The sequence below is a fragment of the Streptomyces sp. NPDC008079 genome (genome assembly GCF_042957385.1).
Lineage (GTDB): Bacteria > Actinomycetota > Actinomycetes > Streptomycetales > Streptomycetaceae > Actinacidiphila.
On sequence record NZ_JBIBIC010000012.1, the window covers coordinates 31897 to 52501 of the forward strand.

General features: G+C 72.8%; 18 protein-coding genes. 8 read left to right on the forward strand and 10 right to left on the reverse strand.

Features of this window, described 5'->3' with window-relative positions:
- Positions 1-228 precede the first annotated feature (228 nt).
- On the forward strand, positions 229-1248 hold the full coding sequence (locus ACFZAM_RS23830; RefSeq protein ID WP_391049111.1) for an ATP-binding cassette domain-containing protein: 1020 nt from the start codon (positions 229-231) through the stop codon (positions 1246-1248).
- Positions 1245-2096: an ABC transporter permease gene (locus ACFZAM_RS23835; RefSeq protein WP_355350130.1), complete on the forward strand. Its 852-nt coding sequence runs from the start codon at positions 1245-1247 to the stop codon at positions 2094-2096. Before ACFZAM_RS23830 ends, ACFZAM_RS23835 begins: the two co-directional genes overlap by 4 nt.
- Before the next feature lie 132 nt (positions 2097-2228).
- On the opposite strand, the gene greA is transcribed toward ACFZAM_RS23835, so the two are convergent.
- Together greA and ACFZAM_RS23845 are read right to left on the reverse strand one after the other, a co-directional pair.
- Positions 2229-2726 carry a transcription elongation factor GreA gene (greA, locus tag ACFZAM_RS23840; protein WP_188280881.1) on the reverse strand — a complete coding sequence of 166 codons (498 nt, stop codon included), beginning with the start codon at positions 2724-2726 and terminating at the stop codon, positions 2229-2231.
- Positions 2727-2956: 230 nt separating this feature from the next.
- Positions 2957-3388 (reverse strand): DUF4307 domain-containing protein, encoded by a 432-nt coding sequence (locus ACFZAM_RS23845; RefSeq protein ID WP_355350127.1) that lies wholly within the window; start codon positions 3386-3388, stop codon positions 2957-2959.
- A gap of 145 nt (positions 3389-3533) precedes the next feature.
- Here ACFZAM_RS23845 and mca point away from each other — a divergent pair, with 145 nt between their 5' ends.
- A complete protein-coding gene (mca, locus tag ACFZAM_RS23850; protein ID WP_355350124.1) occupies positions 3534-4406 on the forward strand; it encodes a mycothiol conjugate amidase Mca in 873 nt (290 codons plus the stop codon).
- Between the two features lie 14 nt (positions 4407-4420).
- Positions 4421-4708: a hypothetical protein gene (locus ACFZAM_RS23855; RefSeq protein WP_355350121.1), complete on the forward strand. Its 288-nt coding sequence runs from the start codon at positions 4421-4423 to the stop codon at positions 4706-4708.
- A 186-nt stretch (positions 4709-4894) separates the two neighbouring features.
- Here the strand turns inward: ACFZAM_RS23855 and ACFZAM_RS23860 are convergent, their stop codons facing one another.
- The 4 genes from ACFZAM_RS23860 to ACFZAM_RS23875 form a co-directional block, all read right to left on the reverse strand.
- Complete coding sequence (locus ACFZAM_RS23860) at positions 4895-8140, reverse strand: tetratricopeptide repeat protein (RefSeq protein ID WP_391049117.1); 3246 nt, start codon at positions 8138-8140, stop codon at positions 4895-4897.
- A gap of 379 nt (positions 8141-8519) precedes the next feature.
- Positions 8520-9677, reverse strand: a complete 1158-nt coding sequence (locus ACFZAM_RS23865; RefSeq protein WP_391049119.1) for a hypothetical protein — start codon at positions 9675-9677, stop codon at positions 8520-8522.
- Positions 9678-9926: 249 nt separating this feature from the next.
- A complete protein-coding gene (locus ACFZAM_RS23870) occupies positions 9927-10661 on the reverse strand; it encodes a trypsin-like serine protease (protein ID WP_391049122.1) in 735 nt (244 codons plus the stop codon).
- Positions 10662-10813: 152 nt separating this feature from the next.
- Positions 10814-11800, reverse strand: a complete 987-nt coding sequence (locus tag ACFZAM_RS23875; RefSeq protein WP_355350109.1) for a LysR family transcriptional regulator — start codon at positions 11798-11800, stop codon at positions 10814-10816.
- A 127-nt stretch (positions 11801-11927) separates the two neighbouring features.
- Here ACFZAM_RS23875 and ACFZAM_RS23880 point away from each other — a divergent pair, with 127 nt between their 5' ends.
- Both ACFZAM_RS23880 and ACFZAM_RS23885 read left to right on the forward strand, forming a co-directional pair.
- Positions 11928-13172, forward strand: coding sequence for an MFS transporter (locus tag ACFZAM_RS23880; protein ID WP_355350106.1), 1245 nt, complete (start codon positions 11928-11930; stop codon positions 13170-13172).
- Between the two features lie 124 nt (positions 13173-13296).
- A complete protein-coding gene (locus tag ACFZAM_RS23885) occupies positions 13297-13842 on the forward strand; it encodes a VOC family protein (RefSeq protein WP_391049126.1) in 546 nt (181 codons plus the stop codon).
- An 18-nt stretch (positions 13843-13860) separates the two neighbouring features.
- Here the strand turns inward: ACFZAM_RS23885 and arsB are convergent, their stop codons facing one another.
- Both arsB and ACFZAM_RS23895 read right to left on the reverse strand, forming a co-directional pair.
- Positions 13861-15009 (reverse strand): ACR3 family arsenite efflux transporter, encoded by a 1149-nt coding sequence (gene arsB / locus ACFZAM_RS23890; RefSeq protein WP_391049129.1) that lies wholly within the window; start codon positions 15007-15009, stop codon positions 13861-13863.
- On the reverse strand, positions 15000-15308 hold the full coding sequence (locus ACFZAM_RS23895) for a metalloregulator ArsR/SmtB family transcription factor (RefSeq protein ID WP_355350097.1): 309 nt from the start codon (positions 15306-15308) through the stop codon (positions 15000-15002). Before ACFZAM_RS23895 ends, arsB begins: the two co-directional genes overlap by 10 nt.
- Before the next feature lie 144 nt (positions 15309-15452).
- Here ACFZAM_RS23895 and ACFZAM_RS23900 point away from each other — a divergent pair, with 144 nt between their 5' ends.
- Positions 15453-15866 carry an arsenate reductase ArsC gene (locus ACFZAM_RS23900; protein WP_391049132.1) on the forward strand — a complete coding sequence of 138 codons (414 nt, stop codon included), beginning with the start codon at positions 15453-15455 and terminating at the stop codon, positions 15864-15866.
- 141 nt (positions 15867-16007) lie between these two features.
- Complete coding sequence (locus ACFZAM_RS23905) at positions 16008-18059, forward strand: DUF255 domain-containing protein (RefSeq protein WP_391049134.1); 2052 nt, start codon at positions 16008-16010, stop codon at positions 18057-18059.
- 148 nt (positions 18060-18207) lie between these two features.
- Here the strand turns inward: ACFZAM_RS23905 and ACFZAM_RS23910 are convergent, their stop codons facing one another.
- Positions 18208-18828 (reverse strand): TetR family transcriptional regulator, encoded by a 621-nt coding sequence (locus ACFZAM_RS23910; protein WP_355347827.1) that lies wholly within the window; start codon positions 18826-18828, stop codon positions 18208-18210.
- Between the two features lie 4 nt (positions 18829-18832).
- Positions 18833-20563 (reverse strand): DHA2 family efflux MFS transporter permease subunit, encoded by a 1731-nt coding sequence (locus tag ACFZAM_RS23915; protein WP_391049137.1) that lies wholly within the window; start codon positions 20561-20563, stop codon positions 18833-18835.
- Between the last annotated feature and the right edge of the window lie 42 nt (positions 20564-20605).

Genomic DNA, 20605 nt, shown 5'->3' on the forward strand with positions numbered 1-20605 from the left:
CCCGCCGAGCCCCGCGGCGGCGCGCCGTGTACCAGGTTCCGTGGCGGACGCGAAATTGGCTTGACGCGATATATCGCGTCTGTCATTCTCGCGTTCCATCGCGGTTCGCCGCGCGGTCCGCCGCGCGCTGAGCGATGAGTTTCGGCCGTTCGGGCGGTCGAAGTCATGAAGCCGCACACCGCACCAGTCGTGAGAGCTGCACACCGCACCAACGGACGGAGTGACAAAATGCCGGGCGCCATCTATGCAGAGGGTCTTGTGAAGACCTTCGGCGATGTCAAGGCACTGGGGGGAGTGGACCTCGACGTGCCGGAGGGCACGGTCCTCGGGCTGCTCGGGCCGAACGGCGCGGGAAAGACCACCGCCGTCCGGGTCCTGACCACACTCCTGCAACCCGACAGCGGCAGAGCCGTCGTCGCGGGCATCGACGTACTGAAGCACCCCAACGAGGTCCGCAGGCACATCGGCCTGTCGGGCCAGTTCGCCGCGGTCGACGAGTATCTGACCGGCCGGGAGAACATCCAAATGGTCGGCCAGCTCTACCAGATGAGCGCCAAGGCGGCCCGCGCGCGGGCCGACGAACTGCTGGAGCGCTTCAATCTGGCGGACGCCGCGAACCGGCCCTCCAAGACCTACTCCGGCGGTATGCGCCGCCGCCTCGACCTCGCCGCCGCGCTCGTCGTGAGCCCGCCGGTGATGTTCATGGACGAGCCGACCACCGGACTCGACCCGCGCAACCGCCAGCAGCTCTGGGAGGTCATCCAGGAACTGGTCGCGGGCGGCACCACCTTGCTGCTCACCACCCAGTATCTGGAAGAGGCCGACCACCTCGCGCACGACATCTGCGTGATCGACCACGGCAAGGTCATCGCGCGCGGCACCTCCGACCAGCTCAAGGCGCAGACCGGCGGCGAACGCGTCGAGGTCGTCGTGCACGAGCGGGACCGCATCTCCGACGCCGCCCGCGCGCTCGCCGGATTCGGCAAGGGCGACGCGAAGATCGAGGAACACCAGCGGAAGATCACCGTCCCGGTGACCGGCGGCGCCAAGCTGCTCGCCGAGGTGATCCGCGACCTGGACGCGCAGGGCATCGAGATCGACGACATCGGCCTGCGCCGACCCACCCTGGACGACGTGTTCATCTCCCTGACCGGCCACGCGGCCGAGCAGGACAACGCCGCCGACGAGGAGACCGAGGACCCGGGCGCCCGCAAGGCCGACGCGTCCCGCAAGGAGGCAGTCAAGTGAGCGCCACGACCGACATCGTGACCACCGCCGCGCCCAAGGGCGCGGGCGGCGTCGTCCAGTCCGTCAGGGACTCGCTGGTCGTCGCCAAGCGCAATCTGATCCGGATGCTGCGCATCCCCGAGATGATCATCTTCGGGCTGATCCAGCCGATCATGTTCGTGGTGCTGTTCAGCTACGTCTTCGGCGGCTCGGTCGCCGTCGGCGGCTCCCTCAGCGCCTCGGACTACCGCAACTTCCTGATGGCGGGCATCTTCGCCCAGACGGTCACCTTCGCCACCGCCGGCGCGGGCGCGGGCATCGCCGACGACATGAACAAGGGCCTCATCGACCGCTTCCGGTCGCTGCCCATGGCGCGCGGCGCGGTGCTCACCGGCCGCACCCTCGCCGACCTTGTCCAGACGACGCTCACCGTCGTCGTCCTCGCGGTGGTCGGCGTGCTCGTCGGCTGGCGCATCCACAACGGCGTGCCGAAGATGATCGGCGCGTTCCTGCTGCTGCTCCTGCTGGGCTACGCCTTCTCCTGGATCGGCGCGCTGATCGGCCTGTCGGTCCGCACCCCGGAGGCGGCCACCTCGGGCGGCCTGATCTGGCTCTTCCCGGTGACGTTCGTGTCGAACGCCTTCGTGGACTCGTCCAACATGCCGGGCTGGCTCCAGGCGGTCGCCGACTGGAACCCGTTCAGCGCCACCGTGCAGGCGTGCCGCGTGCTCTTCGGCAACCCGGGCGTCTCGCAGTCCGGCGCCTGGCCGATGCAGCACCCGGTGTGGGCGTCGCTGATCTGGTCCGTGCTCATCATCGTGGTCTTCCGTACGCTCGCGGTCCGCAAGTACCGCTCGGCGACCGCTTAACAGCCGGTCACCGCGGAGAGCCGGACGACCGCCTCACGCTCGACGATCGCGTCACGCCCGACGCCTTCGCGGAGAGCCGCGTCACACATGTGCCGCCCGTGCCACGGGGACGGGCGGCACACCGCTGTCCGCTCAGCCCTGGTACGGCTTCACGTCGAGGACCTTCACCGACGCGCTCTTGCCGTTGGGCAGTTCGTACGTGGCGTCCTCGCCCGGCTTCTTGCCCGCCACACCGCGGCCGAGCGGCGACTGCGGCGAGTACGTGTCCAGGTCGCTGGAGACGCCCTCGCGGGAGCCGAGCAGGAAGGTCATGGTGTCGTCGGGGTCGCCGTCGAAGGCGATGGTCACCACCATGCCGGGCGCCACCACACCGTCGTCCGCGGGGGCCTCGCCGACCTTCGCGGACTCCAGGATCTGGTTGAGCTGGCGGATGCGCAGCTCCAGCTTGCCCTGGTCCTCACGCGCCGCGTGATAGCCGGCGTTCTCCTTGAGATCGCCTTCCTGGCGGGCTTCCTCGATCTTGGCGACGATCTCGGCGCGCGCCGGACCAGACAGATGCTCCAGCTCGGCCTTGAGCTGGTCATACGCCGCCTGGGTCAGCCAGGTGACGTTCTCGCTGGTCTGGGTCACAGGTGCTCCTCGTCGGTACTGGTCATGCCGTGTGCCTGTCCCGCGGACTCCCCGCGGGGCGGTGTGTGCCGTCGCACCCGTGGGGCCGACGGCTCGTCCCCACGGCCGGTGCCGGGGTGCGCCCCGATGAACAAGTCCATTGCCACCGGTCGCCGGGACGAAACCACGAGCCTAACAATTACTCGTCGGTCAAGGGGACGAGAAACGAACGCGGGTGCCGGGGTCCGGGGTCAGCCGCGCGGGGCGGTCTGGCAGCTGACCAGCTCACCGGTCTCACCGCGCGAGGTCGTCCGCACCGTGACGACGGTGTCGACCTGCCGGGCGTGCTGCGCGAGGCGGACGTCCTTGCGGCCCACCTCGTTGTGGTCGACGTCCACCGAGCGCAGGGTGCAGACGGCGACGGTCCCCGGGTCCTTGTGGACCTCCAGGTGGATCTCCACGGCCTGGTCCGACACGGCCTTGAAGGCGATGACCTGACCGCTGACCTTGGTGCCGGTGAGGGCGTGCCAGCCGTACCAGCCGACGCCGACGACCATCAGCGCGCCCAGCACGACGGCGGCGATCCGCAGCTTGCGGTCCGCCCGCGCGTCGGCGCCCGGACCGTACCTGCCGTCGGGCAGGGCGGGGCGGGCGCCCGGCTCACCGGGCCGCACGGCGGTCATAGGCTTTTCCTCCCGAGCGCGGGAACGGCGGAATTAATCGTCCCCTCACTCGGTCACTATAGGAGGCGCCCTCTCGGCCGACGGAGGGGGCTTAGAAGACGGGGGCTCGGCGCCGCTCGGACCCCGAAGACCTGAGGACCCAGCCTTGACTGAGCAGCTTCGACTGATGGCCGTTCACGCCCACCCCGACGACGAGTCGAGCAAGGGCGCGGCCACCATGGCCAAGTACGTGTCCGAGGGGGTGGACGTACTGGTGGCGACCTGCACCGGAGGCGAGCGTGGCTCGGTGCTCAACCCCAAACTCCAGGGCGACCCCTACATCGAGGAGAACATCCACGAGGTACGCGCCAAGGAGATGGACGAGGCGCGCCAGATCCTGGGCGTCCGCCAGTCCTGGCTCGGCTACGTCGACTCGGGACTGCCCGAGGGCGACCCGCTGCCGCCGCTGCCCGAGGGCTGCTTCGCCCTCCAGGACGTGGACGTGGCCGCGGGCACCCTGGTGAAGCTGATCCGCGAGTTCCGGCCGCACGTCATCACCACGTACGACGAGAACGGCGGCTATCCGCACCCGGACCACATCATGACGCACAAGATCTCGGCGGTGGCCTTCGACGCCGCGGGCGACCCCGAGCGCTACCCCGAGGCCGGGGAGCCGTGGACGCCGCTGAAGCTCTACTACAACCAGGGCTTCAACAAGGAGCGCACCCTCGCGCTGCACGAGGCGCTGCTCGCGCGCGGCATGGAGTCCCCGTACGGCGAGTGGCTCAAGCGCTGGGAGGAGTTCGACCGCCCGGAGCGGCAGCTCACCACCCACGTGCCCTGCTCGGACTTCTTCGAGATCCGTGACAAGGCGCTGCTCGCGCACGCCACGCAGATCGACCCGGACGGCGGCTGGTTCCGTATCCCGATGGACCTCCAGCGGGAGGTCTGGCCGACCGAGGACTACGAGCTGGCGCAGTCCCGCGTGGACACCTCGATCCCTGAGGACGACCTCTTTGCGGGGATCGAGAGGGCCTAGGCGACAATGGGCGGGTGAACGCCTCCCACGGATTCAATACGCTGGTCCCGCTCGCCTCGAACGCCGCCGGTGAGCTGAACCAGGACAAGGTGACGCCGGGGCTCCTCGGTTTCGTGATCTTCGCCGCCATCGCCATCGGGCTGTGGCTGCTGATGAAGAACATGGGCAAGCAGATGAAGAAGATCGATTTCACCGAGGAGCCCGCGGCTCGCCCGCCGCATGAGGCCCCCGCGGCCTCTCCCTCCGCCTCTCCCGCTGCCTCCGCCTCCGCCTCCTCCGCCCCGGAGCCGCCACGCCCCTGACGGGGGGCGGCCCTTGCGCAGGGCGTGCTTTTCAGGGGCGCGGGGAACCGCGCGAGCAACCCGCCACCGGCCGGTGGTCCGGAGACCACCGATCTGCCCCGCCGGGGCGGGCGGTGACCTGCGGGAGCGTCGTGGCCGGCCGCGCGGTTCCCCGCGCCCCCGACGGGGCACATCGTGTGCAAGGGGTCAGACGGGGACGGCCATGACCATGCGGGCGGAGCGGCCGGGGGTCATGCCGAGGCGCCAGGTGTCCCAGGGTCCGCCGGGGGCGACGGTGCCGCGCTCCAGGAGGAGGGCGTACGCCTCGACGTACTCCTCGAGGTCCGGGTCCCGCCCCGGATAGGCGTCGGCGAGGAGCCCGGCGAGGGCTGAGCGGGCCAGGGGCAGGCCGTCCTCGGAGAGCAGCGGCTGGACGGTGGCGCGCAGGAAGACGGCCCAGTCGTGGCCGCGCCGGTCGCCGAGCCCACGGAAGAGCTCGACGGCCTCGTCGAGGAGGGCGAGGGCCTCGGGCAGCCGCCCGTTCCCGGCGTCGATGACGGACAGCTCGACGCACGACCACGCCTCGCCGTGCTCGACGCCGATCCGGCGGAAGTCCTGGCGGGCGTCCTGGAGGAGCTGCCGGGCGAAGCCGCTGTTGCGCAGATTGCCGGTACGGGCCGCCCGCTGGTCACGGGTGACCCGCGCGGAGTGGTGCCGGGCGCAGGCCAGCCCGTAGACGTCCCGCATGCGGGAGAACATCGTGCGGGCGCGTTCCAGGGTGCGCAGCGCCGAGTCGGTGTCGCCGGACTCCTCCAGCGCGTGCCCGAGGTAGTACAGCGTCCACGCCTCGCCGCGCGCGTCCTCGCAGGCGCGGTGCCGCTGCACCGCCTCGTCCAGGTCCTGGGCGGCCTGCCGGGCCTCGCCGCGCAGCAGCAGGGCCCGGGCGAGCTGCGTCGCGGTCCACGCGCCGCCGCGCGGGTCGCGGGCCAGCGCGTACGACTGCCCGGCGGCGCGCAGTTCGGCCTCGCCGAGGTCGAGCCGCCCGAGCCGCAGGTACACCTGGCCGAGCTGGAGGTGCGCCCACGCCTCGCCCTGCACGCTCTCGTTCTCGCGGTGCAGCGCCAGCGACTCGCGCAGCAGCTCCAGCGCCGTGCCGACCTGGCCCATGTCGCGCAGCACGGCGGCCAGCGCGTGCAGCGTCCAGGCCCGGTCCTCGTCCAGCTCGGGGGCGGACTGAATCTCCAGCGCCTCGCGCAGCCTGCGCTCGGCCTCCTTGAGGTTGCCCTGGTGGTGCAGGGTGATGCCGAGGCTGTCCAGCGCGCGGGCCGCGCCCGACGGGTGCCGCGCCTCGAAGTACAGGTCGACCACCGACGTCAGCGTCGACCGCGCCTTGTCCAGCTCGCCGAGCTGCCGGGCCGCGATGCCCGTACGCCACTGCACCGACCGCACCAGCACCGAGCGGTCCTCGTCGGGGCCCGACTTCTGCTGCCCGGCGGCCTGTTGGGCCTGCGCCATCTCGCTGATCTCGCCGAGCCGGTAGAGGTCGCCGCGCAGCAGGCAGTAGTCGCACAGCGCGCCGAGCAGCGCCTGTACGGCGGCCCGGTCGACGCCCTCGGTGTCGCGCAGCGCGGCGGTGATGAAGCTGGACTCCTCGTCCAGCCAGCGCAGCGCCAGCTCCAGTGAGGCGAAGCCGTGCTGGCCGAACCGCCCGGCGCGGGTGGAGGTCTTGCCCTCGACCAGCCGGATGACGGTGTTCGCGAGGTCCGCGTACGAACGGATCAGCCGCTCGTGGGCGGCGCCGCGCTCCACCGGGTCCTCCTCGTCCAGCAGCCGTTCGCCCGCGAAGGCGCGGACGAGGTCGTGCGGGCGGTAGCGGCTGCCGCGGACGTTCTCGATCAGCCCCGCGGCGGCGAGTTCGTCGAGCCTGCGGGCGGCCTCGCGTTCGTCGGTGGCCATCAGGGCCGCCGCGGCGGCGGCGCCGAAGCTGGCGCGCCCGGCCAGCGCGAGGCGGCGCAGCAGACGGCGGTTGGGCTCCGGCTGGTCGTGGTAGCGCAGTGCGAGGACGCGGTCGACCGGGTCGCGCGGGCCGAACACCTCCAGGTCTGCGGCGAGTTCGGTCGCGCCGTGGTGGTCGGGGAGCGCGGCTCCGGCGATCCGCAGGGCTATCGGCAGACCCGCGCACAGGTCGCGCAGCCGCTCGGCCTCCTCCCGCAGCGGGGCGGCGGCGCCGCCCGCCGCGGCCAGTTCGCCCAGCAGCTCCAAGGTGTCGTCCGCGTCGAGCGCGCCGACGTCCAGGCTGTGCACGAAGGCGCCGGGCAGCGCCAGTTCCTCCGGGTCGAACGGCGCGCGGCTGGTGACCAGCACCAGGCTCTCGGACCGCTCGGGGACCAGCGTCCTGATCTGCGCCGCGTCGGTGGCGTCGTCCAGCACGATCACCACGGGCACGTCCCTGAGGTGCTGCTGGTACTGCTCGGTGAGCCGTCGCAGGTGCTGTTCCTGATTCTGCCGCTCGCGGAAGAGGAGCTGGTCGCGGGGCGCGCCGAGCCGGTTGAGCAGGTGCAGCAGCGCCTCCCTGGTGGGCAGCGGCGTCCTGCCGTCGCTCGCGCCGCGCAGGTCCACCACGCACGCGCCGCGGAACTGGTCCCTCAACTGCCGTGCGGTACGCACCGCCAGCGTCGTACGGCCGCTGCCCGCCGGGCCGTGCAGGACGACCACGGTGGGCCGTACCGCCGTGGACACCCGGGCCTGGTGCACCCACTGGGCGATCCGCGCGACATGGGCGCGGCGCCCGGCGAACGGGCCTTCCGCGTCCGGGAGATGGCCGAACGACTGCTCCAGTACGGCGCGTGTGCGGGCCGCCGCGCTGCGGTCGTTGCCCGAACGGCGCGGCGGGGAGGGCTGGTTGGGCACCTTGGCGGACTGCTTGCGGGGCGGCGCGGGGACGACCGCGCGCTGCGCCTCGATGAACGGCCGTACGCCGCGGCGGTCGAGCGCGGCCAGCCACAGCAGCCGCAGTTGTTCCGGACCGCCCGGTAAGCCCTGGCCGGCGCCCGCGCGCCGCGCCTTTCCCTGCTTGCCCGCTCCGGTCAGCGTCACCGCTCCCGCCGCGCCGACCGCGAGGCCGGTCACCAGCGCGGGTCCCGCCGCGAGTCCGTAGCCGAGGTCGACTCCGAAGGCCACCGCGGCCGTTACGCCCGCGACCAGGCCCTGCACCGCGGCGGTGGCGCGCCCCGAGCGCTCCTGCGGTCCGGCCGCTTGACCGGCCTCCAGCGCCCTGACGTACGCCCCGTACTCCTCGTCCGCCGCGGCCGCGATCTCCTCCAGCCGCTCCAACCCCCGCGCCAGCAGCGCCTTCCCGTCCACGCCCTGCCCCTGCTGGGCCACCGCCCGCTCCAGCAGGCGCACCACCTCGGCCCGGTGCGGTGCGCGCAGCGCGGCCCGTGACTCCGGCACATGTCCTCCCGCGTACGGCTTCGACAACTTCGACGTGCGGACAACCCATGAGTGGGTTTGGTGCCCACCCAGCGCCCGCGTCAAGCCCCCGCGGCCCTGTGGATCCCACAGCGCCGTCCCCGCGCGCCCCTCCTGGGCGCGGAGCCGCCGTCGCCGCCGCGCGCACGCGCGCGGTTCAGGCCCGCGCGGGGGAGGCGGGTTCCGGTGGTGCGGCGCCGGTGAACAGGCCGATCAGGCCGTAGGGCGCCTTGTCGCCGAGGCAGAGGTCGAGCTTCTCGTGCGCCTCGGCGTCGGCGGCCGGCTCTCCCGCGCGCCGTGGCAGTCCGCGATGCCGCGCGTCTTCGACGGCGTCGGCGCTACGGCTTGTGAACCGCCCGGCTCACGGGGAGTGGTTCCAGACCAGCAGCAGATAGCCGCCGAAGTACCCGGACACCAGCGTCAGCGTCGTCACGACCGTGACGGCCGTACCGGTCCTGGCCTTGGCCAGTGCCACGGCGGGCGGGATGAGCAGCGGGAAGGCCGCGACGAGGAAGCGCGCCTTGGAGTGGTAGTAGCCGGAGCCGCCGATCGAGGTGGCCAGCAGCAGGAAGCTGAAGAGCAGCAGCGGCCAGGGCTGCCGGTCGAGCACGCCGAGGACGAAGAGCGCCACGGCCAGCAGCAGGACGACGGTCACCGCGTACAGGTCGAGCGCCGACGGCGTGCTGAGGATGTGCCGGGCGCTGTCGACGGTGAACCGGCCGCCGTCCCACGACGATCCCCAGCCGTCCTTCTGGATATGGAACCAGCCGTCCAGCCGGTGCACCCGCAGGCCCACCCACACCAGATAGCCGATCCAGCCGGCGGGCGCGATCAGCAGCGCCGCCCACGCGCGCCAGGCGCGCGGCGCGCGGACGATCGCGAACAGCGCGGCCAGGCAGACCACCGGCACCAGCGCGGAGGCGGTCGGCCGGGTCAGCCCGGCGAGCAGGCACAGGAAGGCACTGCTCAGCCAGTGTTCGCAGAGCAGCGCGTACAGCGTCCAGGCGGCCAGCGCCGTGAACAGGCTCTCGGTGTACGCCATCGACTCGACGACGGCGTGCGGGATGACGCCCCACAGCACGGCGAGCACCACCCCGGCGCGCTGGCCGTACAGCTTCGCGCCGACCGCGTAGATGCCCCAGGCGGCGGCCAGCGCGAAGAGCCAGCCGAGGACGACGCCGGTGGTCGCGGGCCCGGTGGGGGACAGCGCGGCGGTACCGCGCACCAGTTGGGGGTAGAGCGGGAAGAACGCGAGGTTGCTCTGCGCCGGGGTGCCGTGGTCGTAGCCGTGCTCGATGATGCCCAGGAACCACAGCGAGTCCCATTTGCGGCCCAGCAGCCCCAGCAGGCTCTTGTGTTCCGACCGCGCCCACATCCAGAGCATCGCGGTCGCCGCGAGCCGCACCAGCAGATAGCCGAGGACCGCGGGCGCCGCCGCGCGGGCCGCGCGCCGCAGCGCGTCTCCCCGGCCAGTGGGCTCCGCCGCGGGCGCCGGCCGGGTGTGGTCGAGCAGCGCCACGACGCTCCCTCTTTGGCGTGAAAAACGGTGCATACGGGTGAGGTGCAGAATTGCGGCAGTCTATCCGGTCGGTGTACGGCGGTTGTCCCGCACCTGTCCGGCAGCTGTCCGACCCCTCGCCGAAGCCCGCGCCACGCGCCCCGCCGACTTCCAGGCCATGTCGCCGCCTGTTCCGTACCCAGCAGGCCCGGTAGCGGTCGCGGCCACCGCCGTGTGCGGATCGGTGCGGATCGAGGCGGGCGGTGGGGGCTACCGGCGGGTGACCGAGCGGATCCAGGCGAGCTGCTGACCGACGTCCCCGGCCTCGGCGACCTTCTCCCGGTCGGAGCCGTCGAAGACGCCGAGGAGGGTTTCCGCGCCGTGCGGGGCGACGCTCATCACCGGTCCGCCGGAGTCCCCGCCCGCGGGGATCCCGGACACCTTCACCATGCAGAAGTCCGAGCCGCCCGGCGCGGTGGCGCCGTCGCACCGCGGGTCGTCCGGCCGGACGACCCGCAGCCGCGACTGCTTGAGCACCGGCGACTGGCAGGAGTTCTCGTCCCCGGCGCACGTCGCGCCCCACCCGTACACCCGCACGGTCCGGCCGGGGCGGACGGGCGCGGTGGACAGGCGCGCCGTGCGGACGTTCATGGCCGGCACCTCGACCAGCATCATGTCGGCGACGGCGCTTCCCACGCGCCCGCCGGGCACCGGCCGGACCGTCGTGCCCTTGCGGACGTCGAGGCTGCCCACCCGGAACGTGATCCGCTTGTCCGCGACCGGCCGCGCCTGCTCGAAGAAGCAGTGCGAGGCGGTCAGAATCCACCGGCGCGTCACGGCCGTCCCGGTGCACACCGGCTTCCCGTCGACGAACATCCGCACCGCCCACGGCCCGTACGTGCTCTTCGACCCGCCGATCACCGCGGAGGCCGGTGCCGACGCCGTCACGATCCCCGTCACGGCCACCAGTACGGCCGTCAGCAGCACCCGAATCCGCCCCGCCATCCGCGACCACCCCTCACGCTCACCCGGCACCGCTCCCGCTGGCGCCACTGGTGCCATTGGCACCACTTCCGCCACTTCCGGAACATCCGCCCATGAGCGTACGCGCCGACCCCCGGCTTTCCGGACCGGACGCGCACCGGGCGTCACGTCGGTCAGCCGCCACCCGGCGCATCCGGCCCGGAGTTCGTCGGCGGTGACACCGGAGACGGGGGGATCACCCAGTCGGGGCGCCAGGTCCCGGCGGCGTCGTGGGCGGTCGCCGCGGCGGCGAGGTGGGCGCGCAGAACGGCCAGCGCCGGGTGGGGGTTGTCGCGGTGCCACAGGAGGGCGTGCGGGTAGACGGGGGTGGGGTCGGTCACCGGGATACGGCGCAGGCCGTGGCCCGCGGGCCAGATGAGACGGGTGGGCTCGCCCATGAAGGTGGCCAGCGCCGGGGTCTCGGCGAGGGTGTCGAGAAGCGCGTCGGAGCCGAAGTTGGGGCCGGTCGCCTCGATGGTGAGGCCGAACTCGTCGACGAGGTCGTCGTAGTAGGCGCCCCACTCGGAGCCGGGGACGATGCCGGGCATCCAGATCCGGTGCCCCACGAGCCGCTCGACGGTCACCGACCGGGCCCCCGCCAGCGCGTGGGCCGGGCCGGTGAGGAGCTGGAGCGGCTCGTCGAGCACCCGTACGGACGCGACGTCCTCGGGAAGCGGCAGGCCGGGCGCGGCGACGGCGCGGAAGGTCGCGTCGATCGCACCGGACCTGACGGCGCCGACGGCCGTGCCGAATTCCAGCAGCATCACCACGTCGAGGTCGATCTCGGGGTGCGCGCGGTGGAAGCCGCGCATCAGGCCCGCCTGCGCGCCGCGCGAGGCCATCACGTCGACGCGCAGCGGACGGCGGCCGGGGCGTACGGACGCGACCGCGCGTTCGGCGACGCGCAGCAGTTCGCGCGCGTGGGGCAGGAACGCCTGGCCGTCGATGGTGAGTTCGGCGCCGCGCGGGGCGCGGGCGAACAGCCGCATGCCCAGGGCGCGTTCCAGCGCGGCGACCCGCTTGGAGACCGCCTGCTGGGTGATCGACAGGTCGGCGGCGGCCTTCTGGAACTGGCCCGCGTCCGCGACGGCGACGAAGGTGCGTACGGCTTCGAGGTCCACGTCGATTCACCTTAGTGAACAACGAATGGTTGTGGATCGCGGGCGGTGCGGTTGTTTGACCTGCGGTTGTGCCGCTCGCTTAGCTCTCACCGGTGCACGTCGGCCCGTCGAAGGGGGAGCGCCGCGCATGAGGGGCAGGAGAGCGCTGGGGCGGCCGTTCGGCTGGCTGTGGGCGGCGTACGCGGTGAGCGCATACGGGTCGGGGCTGGGCTTCGGCGCGCTGCCGCTGATCGCGGTGCTGGCCCTGCACGCGGGCCCCGCCGAGGTGTCCGCGCTGTCCGCCGTGGGGCCCGCGGTGGGAGCGCTGATCGCGCTGCCGCTCGCGCCGTGGGTGGAGTTCCGGCGCAAGCGCCCGGTCATGGTCGCGATGGACCTGACCCGGTTCGCGGTCATGGCGACGGTCCCGGCCGCGTACGCCCTCGGCTGGCTCAGCTTCGTCCACCTGCTCGTGGTCTCCGCCGTGTCCGCCGCGGCCAAGATCGCCTTCAACGCCTCCAGTGGCGCCTACCTCAAGGCGCTCGTCCGGCCGGACGACCTGCTCGTGGCCAACGCCCGCTTCGAGTCCACGAACTGGAGCTCCATCGCGGTCGGGCCGCCGCTCGGCGGAGCGGCCATCGGCCTGTTCGGGCCGGTCGTCACCGTCGTGGCCGACGCGCTCAGCTACCTGTGCTCCGCGCTGTGCGTCACCGCGATCCGCGGCCGGGAGGACGCGCCGCGGCCCACCGGCACACCGACGACCCGGGCGGGCGCGCTGCTCGACGGCTGGCGGCACCTCCTGGGCCACCCCGGACTGCGGGCGCTCTACCTCAACCAGCTGCTCGTCGGCGGTCTGATCATGGCCACAGAACCGCTGCTCGCCGTGCTCCTGCTGCGCCAACTCGGCTTCCCGCCCTGGCAGTACGGCCTCGCCTTCGCCGCGCCCTGCGTCGGCGGGCTCATCGGCTCGCGGCTGGCCCGCCGGGTGGTGGCCCGCCACGGGCAGCAGTGGGTCTTCCGGACCGTCGGCACCCTGCGCGCCGTCTGGCTGATCGGGCTGGCCTTCGTCCGGCCCGGCGTCGTCGGCCTGCTCACCGTGATCGCCGTCGAGCTGGCGATCATCGTCAACATGAGCCTGTACACACCGGTGCTCGCCACCTACCGGCTCGAACACACCCCCCGGCACCTCGTCGCCCGGACCCTGTCGGCCTGGTCGATCGGCCAGCAGACGGCCATCGCCGTCCTCACCGCGCTCGCCGGGCTGCTCGCCGACGTCACCGGCCCGCGCACCGCCCTCACGGTCGTGGGCCTGCTCATCCTGACCACCCCGCTCCTGCTGCCCCGCCGCGACCTCACCCCGAGCCCCGAGCCGGCCGTGGCCCCCGGCCGGCCGTGACCGACCGGGCCCGGGCGGGGGTATCGGCGGATCGCGGCACCGCCGCTGCGCCGTTGCGGACCGGAACTGACCGCAATCGCGCCTAGCGTCGCTGTCGACAACCGATGTCAGCGAAAGGACCGCGATGCCCGAGAAGACCAATGCCGCGCCCGAGGGCTACACCACGGTGGCGCCCTGGGTGGTCACCGACGACACGGGGGCGTTCCTCGACTTCGTGGCCGCGGCGTTCGGGGGTGAGGAACTCGGGCGGGTGGCGACGGAGGACGGCCTGATCGGACACGGCGAGATCCGTATCGGCGACACCGTGGTGCTGGCCTTCGACCGGCACGCGGACTGGCCCGTCGTGCCGAGCCTGCTGCGGGTGTTCGTCGCCGACGCCGACGAGGCGTTCGCGCGGGCCGTCGCGGCCGGCGGCCGTATCGTCACGGAGCTGGCCGACGACGCCTTCGGACAGCGCGGCGGCCGGATCAAGGACCCCTTCGGCAACATCTGGTGGGTGGTCAGCCGCGTGGAGGACGTCTCCGCGGACGACATGTGGAAGCGGCTGGAGGACCCCGTGTACGCCGAGGCCATGCGCGTGGCCCAGGAGACCCTCGACGCCGAGCTGAGCGGCCGGGCCGGCCGCAGCAGCGCCCCCGTCAGGACCTGGCCCCGCGGCCAGGACGCGTAAGGCGTAGGTCAATCAGCGTCAATCAGCCGTCGTCAGCGCGTCGGCGGTGAACCTCCGGCGCCAGGCGAGCGCGACGTGGACGAGGCCGATCAGGACGGGGACCTCGATCAGCGGGCCGACGACCCCGGCCAGCGCCTGGCCGGAGGTGACCCCGAAGGTGGCGACGGCGACCGCGATGGCCAGCTCGAAGTTGTTGCCCGCCGCGGTGAACGCGAGGGTCGCGGTGCGGTCGTAGGCCAGACCGACACCCTTGCCGAGGAGGAAGGCGCCGAAGAACATGACCGCGAAGTAGACCAGCAGCGGAGCCGCGATCCGTACGACGTCCAGCGGGCGCGAGGTGATCGTCCCGCCCTGGAGCGCGAAGAGGACGACGATCGTGAACAGCAGCCCGTACAGCGCCCACGGGCCGATCCTCGGCAGGAACGCGCTCTCGTACCGCTCGCGCCCCACGCGCCGCTCGCCGACGCGGCGCGTGAGGAACCCCGCGAGCAGGGGCACGCCGAGGAAGACGACGACGTTCAGCGCGATGTGCCAGGCGGAGACGTCCAGGCCCTGGCCGTCGCCGAGGTCGAGCAGACGCGGCAGCAGGTCGAGGTAGAACCAGCCCAGCAGCGCGAACGCGAGCACCTGCAACACCGAGTTGAGCGCGACCAGGACGGCGGCGGCCTCGCGGTCGCCGCACGCGAGGTCGTTCCAGATGATGACCATGGCGATGCAGCGGGCGAGTCCCACGATGATCAGACCGGTGCGGTACTCGGGCAGGTCCGGCAGGAAGAGCCAGGCCAGCGCGAACATGATGGCGGGCCCGACGACCCAGTTGAGGAGCAGGGAGGACGCCATCAGCTTCCGGTCGCCGGTGACGCGGTCGAGCCGGTCGTAGCGGACCTTGGCCAGCACCGGGTACATCATCACGAGCAGGCCGAGCGCGATCGGCAGCGAGATCCCGCCGATCTCGGTCTTCGCGAGCGCGTCGTTCAGCCCCGGGACGGCGCGGCCCAGCCCCAGACCGGCCCCCATCGCGGCCAGGATCCAGACCGCGAGGTAGCGGTCCAGGGCGGAGAGCTTCGCGACGACCGAGTCGCGCGGGGCCGGACCGCCGTCCGGTGAGCGGGCGGCGGCGGGCTCCGCGGAGGGCGCGGGTCGGGGTTCCGCCGAGGTCACGGGCACGCCCGCTTGTTCTCGGCGGCGGTACGCGCGGACTCCGCGAGCGCGGCGAACCGCTCGGACAGTCCGGCCAGCACCTCGGGGCGCAGCTTGTAGTAGACGAACCGGCCGCAGGGCTCGGTGTCCACCACGCCCGCCTCGCGCAGGACCTTCATGTGGTTGGAGAGATTGGTCTGCCTGGCTCCGGTCTCCTCGACCAGGTGCGTGGTGCACAGGGTCTCGCGGGCGAGCAGGGTCACGATCCGGAGCCTGAGCGGGTCGGCCAGCACCCGCATCAGATCAGTGTCGACTGATGTCAGCATGGACTGATACTGTCACACATCAGTCGCCGCTGATACCAGCGCGGGCTGAATCGTTCGTTCGCCTCGCCACGTCGCCGCAGCGAACCCGTCCCGTCACGCCGGTCCCACCACGCCGTTCAACCGAGGAAGGAACAGGGAAGTCCCATGTCCGACAAGCCTTCCGTCCTGTTCGTCTGCGTCCACAACGCCGGCCGCTCGCAGATGGCCGCCGCGTGGCTCACCCACCTGGCCGGGGACCGCGTCGAGGTCCGCTCCGCCGGGTCCGACCCGGGCACCGCCGTCAACCCGGCCGCCGTCCGGGCCATGGCCGAGGTCGGCATCGACATCTCCGCCGAGGCCCCGAAGATCCTCACCGTGGACGCGGTACGCGAGTCCGACGTGTGCGTCACGATGGGCTGCGGCGACACCTGCCCGGTCTTCCCCGGCAAGCGCTACCTCGACTGGAAGCTCGACGACCCGGCCGGCCAGGGCGTCGAAGCCGTGCGTCCGATCCGCGACGAGATCAAGTCCCTGGTCGAGACCCTCCTCCACGAGATCGCCCCACCCCCCGCCCCTTGACCGCCCCGCCCCCCCCGCCGGACCCCGTCCCCACCGGTCCCGCTCCCGCTCCCGCCCGGTGCGTCGAGATGCCCGAACGACAGCCTCCCGCCGCCGCGCGCGATCGTCTCGCGGGCCTTGCTTTGTGAGAGGCTAGGCCGCGTGAACCGGTTGGCTGACGCGACCTCGCCCTATCTTCTCCAGCACGCCGCGAATCCCGTGGACTGGTGGCCGTGGGGGGCGGAGGCGTTCGCGGAGGCGCGCAAGCGCGGTGTGCCGGTGCTGCTGAGCGTGGGGTACAGCGCGTGTCACTGGTGCCATGTGATGGCGCACGAGTCCTTCGAGGACGAGGTGACGGCCGCGTATCTCAATGAGCACTTCGTGTCGGTGAAGGTGGACCGCGAGGAGCGGCCGGACGTCGACGCCGTGTACATGGAGGCTGTGCAGGCGGCCACCGGTCAGGGCGGCTGGCCGATGACGGTGTTTCTGACGCCGGAGGGCGAGCCGTTCTACTTCGGTACGTACTTCCCGCCGGCCGCGCGGCAGGGGATGCCCGGCTTCCGGGACGTGCTGGAGGGCGTCGTCGCGGCGTGGCGTGACCGGCGCGAGGAGGTCGCGGATGTCGCGACGCGGATCGTCCGGGACTTGGCCGAGCGGGCGGACGCGTACGGCGCGGCCGTCCATCCGGGTGAAGGCGAACTGTCGGCGGCGCTGCTCGGGCTGACCCGTGAATACGACGCGCGGCGCGGCGGGTTCGGCGGGGCGCCGAAGTTCCCGCCGTCCATGGCGCTGGAGTTCCTGCTGCGGCACCACGCGCGGACCGGCGCCGAGGGCGCGTTGCAGATGGCCCGCGACACCTGCGAGGCGATGGCGCGCGGCGGGATCTACGACCAACTCGGCGGCGGCTTCGCCCGGTACGCGGTCGACCGCACCTGGACCGTCCCGCACTTCGAGAAAATGCTTTACGACAACGCGCTGCTCACCCGCGTGTACGCGCACCTGTGGCGGGCCACCGGCTCCGACTTCGCGCGCCGCGTCGCGCTGGAGACCGCGGACTTCATGATCGCCGAACTGGCCACGGACGAGGGCGGGTTCGCGTCCGCGCTGGACGCCGACAGCGACGACGGCACCGGCAAGCACGCCGAGGGCGCCTACTACGCGTGGACGCCCGCGCAGCTCACCGAGGTACTGGGCGCGGCCGACGGGGAGTTCGCGGCGGGCTACTTCGGCGTCACCGAGGAGGGCACCTTCGAGGAGGGCGCCTCCGTACTCCAACTCCCGCAGGGCAACGGCGTGGTGGACGCCGACCGGGTCGCCTCCGTACGCGAACGGCTGCTCACCGCCCGCGCGTCGCGCCCCCGTCCGGGGCGTGACGACAAGGTGGTCGCCGCCTGGAACGGCCTGGCCATCGCCGCGCTCGCCGAGACCGGCGCCTACTTCGACAGGCCCGACCTCGTACAGGCCGCGGTCGACGCCGCCGACCTGCTCGTACGCGTCCACATGGACGAGCGCGGACGGCTCTCGCGCACCTCGCGCGACGGTGTCGCCGGGGCCAACGACGGTGTGCTGGAGGACTACGGCGATGTCGCCGAGGGCTTCCTGGCGCTCGCGTCGGTGACCGGCGAGGGCGTCTGGCTGGACTTCGCCGGGCTGCTGCTCGACTCCGTCATCGTCCACTTCACCGCGGACGACGGCGGGCTGTACGACACCGCCGACGACGCCGAGACCCTGATCCGCCGCCCGCAGGACCCCACCGACAACGCGACGCCGTCCGGCTGGACGGCCGCCGCGGGTGCGCTGCTCACGTACGCCGCCCACACCGGCTCCGACGCCCACCGCACCGCCGCGGAAAGGGCGTTGGGTGTCGTCGGCGCGCTCGCCTCCCGCGCGCCGCGGTTCGTCGGCTGGGGTCTGGCCGTCGCCGAGGCCGCGCTCGACGGGCCGCGCGAGGTCGCCGTCGTCGGCGCGGTCGGCGATCCCCTGACCGACGAACTCCACCTCACCGCGCTGCTCGGCGCCGCGCCCGGCGCCGTGGTCGCGGTCGGCGAGGAGGGCAGTACGGAATTCCCGCTGCTGCACGCCCGGCCGACGCGCGCCGGGCAGGCCGCCGCGTACGTCTGCCGCAACTTCGTCTGCGACGCGCCGACGTCCGACGCCCGCACCCTGCGCTCGCAGCTCCGCTCCGACGTGTGGACCGGACCCCGCCCGAGCTAGCCGGTCCCCCTGCGGGGGTGCGCGCCCAGCCACGACGCTCCCGCGGGTCACCGGCCGTCCCGGCGGGGCGGATCGGGGGTGGCCGGGTCACCGGGGGGTGGGGGCTGGGGGCTCGGTCATGGGGGTTGGCGCCGGGGAGGCGTGCGGGTCAGAACTCCAGGCCACCGCGCAGCAGGCCGAGGGCTCGGTCGAGGAGGGGGAGGAGGTCTTCGGTGCGGCCCTGTTCGACCCAGTACATCGTCGTCTCGTGGATGACGCTGAAGACGGCGGCGGTGAAGACGCGTACCTCGAGGTCGTCGGCCGAGCGGCCGGACCGCTCGGCGATGATGCCGCCGAGCAGCCGACCGGTCTCCGACATGGTTTCGTGCGAGCGGGAGCGGATGGCGGGGACGTCGCGGACCAGTTCCTCGCGCTGAACCATCTCGGCCTGGCCCTCGGGGTCCTGGAGCAGCAGGCTGAGCGATTCGTGCATGACCATTTCCAGCGCCGTCAGCGGTGACTCGTCGGCGGGCCGGGACCGCAGCATCTCGGCCATGCCCGCGTCGTACTCGTCCGTGAGGACGATGTCCTCCTTGGTGGGGAAGTACCGGAAGACGGTGCTCGGCGAGACGTCCGCCTCGGCCGCGATCTGGTCGACGGGGGTGGCGTCGTACCCCTGCTCGGCGAAGAGCCGGTAGGCGGCGGCGCGGATGGCCTGGCGGGTCTGGGCCTTCTTGCGTTCGCGCAGACCGGTCTTCGCCGGGATGATGCCGCTGGAGCGAGGGGACATGGCCTCATTGTCCGGCATCCGTGGTGCGTTCTGCCACGGGCAGCGATGCCCCGGCGCGGGTGTCGGAGCCGGTCACGGCGCCGGTCACGATGCCGGGCGCGGTGTCGCTCCCGGCTCCGGACCCGGACTCGGACCCGGACCCGTATCCGGACCCGTCTCCAGACCCCTTCGCGCCCCCGTCGGCCGCGCCCCCGTCCGTCGCTTTCCCGGTGCGCGGGTTCGGCAGGAAGGCCGCCACCAGCGCGGCGGCCACCAGGGACGCGACACCGCAGACGGTGAGGACGACGCTCATGCCGTGCAGGTACGCGGCGTCGGCTGCGGTGGCCAGCGCGCGGTCGCCCAGGGAGGCGGCGACGGCGTGGGCGCCGACGACGGAGTCCTTGGCGGTGTGCGCGGCGGCCGAGGACAGGCCGCCGGTGTCCAGCCGTCCGGTGTACCCGGCGGCGAGGACGCTGCCGAGGATGGCGACGCCGATCGCGCCGCCGGTCTGCCGCAGCGTCTGGAGCAGTCCCGAGCCGCTGCCCGCGCGCTCGCGGGGGAGCGCGCCGAGCGCGCTGTCCATGGCGGGCACGATGGCGAGGCCGAAGCCGAGTCCGGCGATCGACAGCCACAGGGCGGTGACGCCGTAACCGTCACCGACGCGCGTGGTGCTGCCGAGGAAGGCCGCGCCCGCCAGGACGGCGAGTCCGCCGACGATCACCGGCCGCGGGCCGAACCGCTTGACCAGCGGGGAGCCCGCGCGGGCGGCGAACATCAGCCCGCCCATCATCGGCAGCAGCCGCAGACCGGTGCCGAACGCGTCGTAGCCCAGGGAGGTCTGGAGGTAGGACGGCAGGACGAAGAGCAGCCCGGTGAGGATGAAGGTGACCAGGGTGGCGGCGACCGCGTTCCACACGAAACCGCGCTGCCGCAGCAGGGTCAGGTCGAGCATCGGCCTGCTCACCCCGCGCTCGCGCAGCACCAGCCCGGTGATTAGCGCGACCCCGCCGAACAGCATCAGCAGCACCAGCGGGTCGCCCCAGCCCCGGTCGGGCGCCTCGATGATTCCGAAGACCAGGGCGCCGAGGCCCCCGGCGGCGAACACCGTGCTGGGGACGTCCACCCGGGGCGCGGCGGGGTCGCGGGTCTCGGGCAGCAGCGTCATGCAGGCGACGACGCTCAGGCCGACCAGCGGGATGTTGATCAGGAAGACCGAGCCCCACCAGAAGTGTTCGAGCAGCGTGCCGCCGATGATCGGGCCGAGCGGCATGCCGAGCGCCATCGCGGTGGACACGATCGCGACCGCCCGCGAGCGCTCCTGCCCGCTGAACATCGACGGCAGCACCGACAGCGCCAGCGGCATGATGAAGGCCCCGCCGACGCCCATCACCGTACGGGCGGCGATCACCGGTCCCGGGCTGTGCGCCAGCACGCCGAGCATCGATCCGGCCAGGAACACGACGAGGCCCGTGACCAGCATCCGGCGCCGTCCGAACCGGTCGCCCAGCAGGCCCGCCGGGAGCATCGCGGCGGCGAAGACGACGGTGTACGAGTCCACGATCCACTGCATGTCGCCGGTGTCGGCGCCGATCTGCGCGGACATCGTCGGCAGCGCCACGTTGAGGATCGTCGTGTCGAAGCTGAGGACGAGGACGCTGGCGATGATCGCGAGCAGCGCCAGCCAGCGCCGCGGGTCCGCCTGCGGCGGGGCTTGCGCGTCCGCCGGGGGCGGGGCCGGGGAGGAAGAGGTTGCCATGACGGCTCCTGAAGGTCTGTGTCAAATGAGAGTGACTCCTAA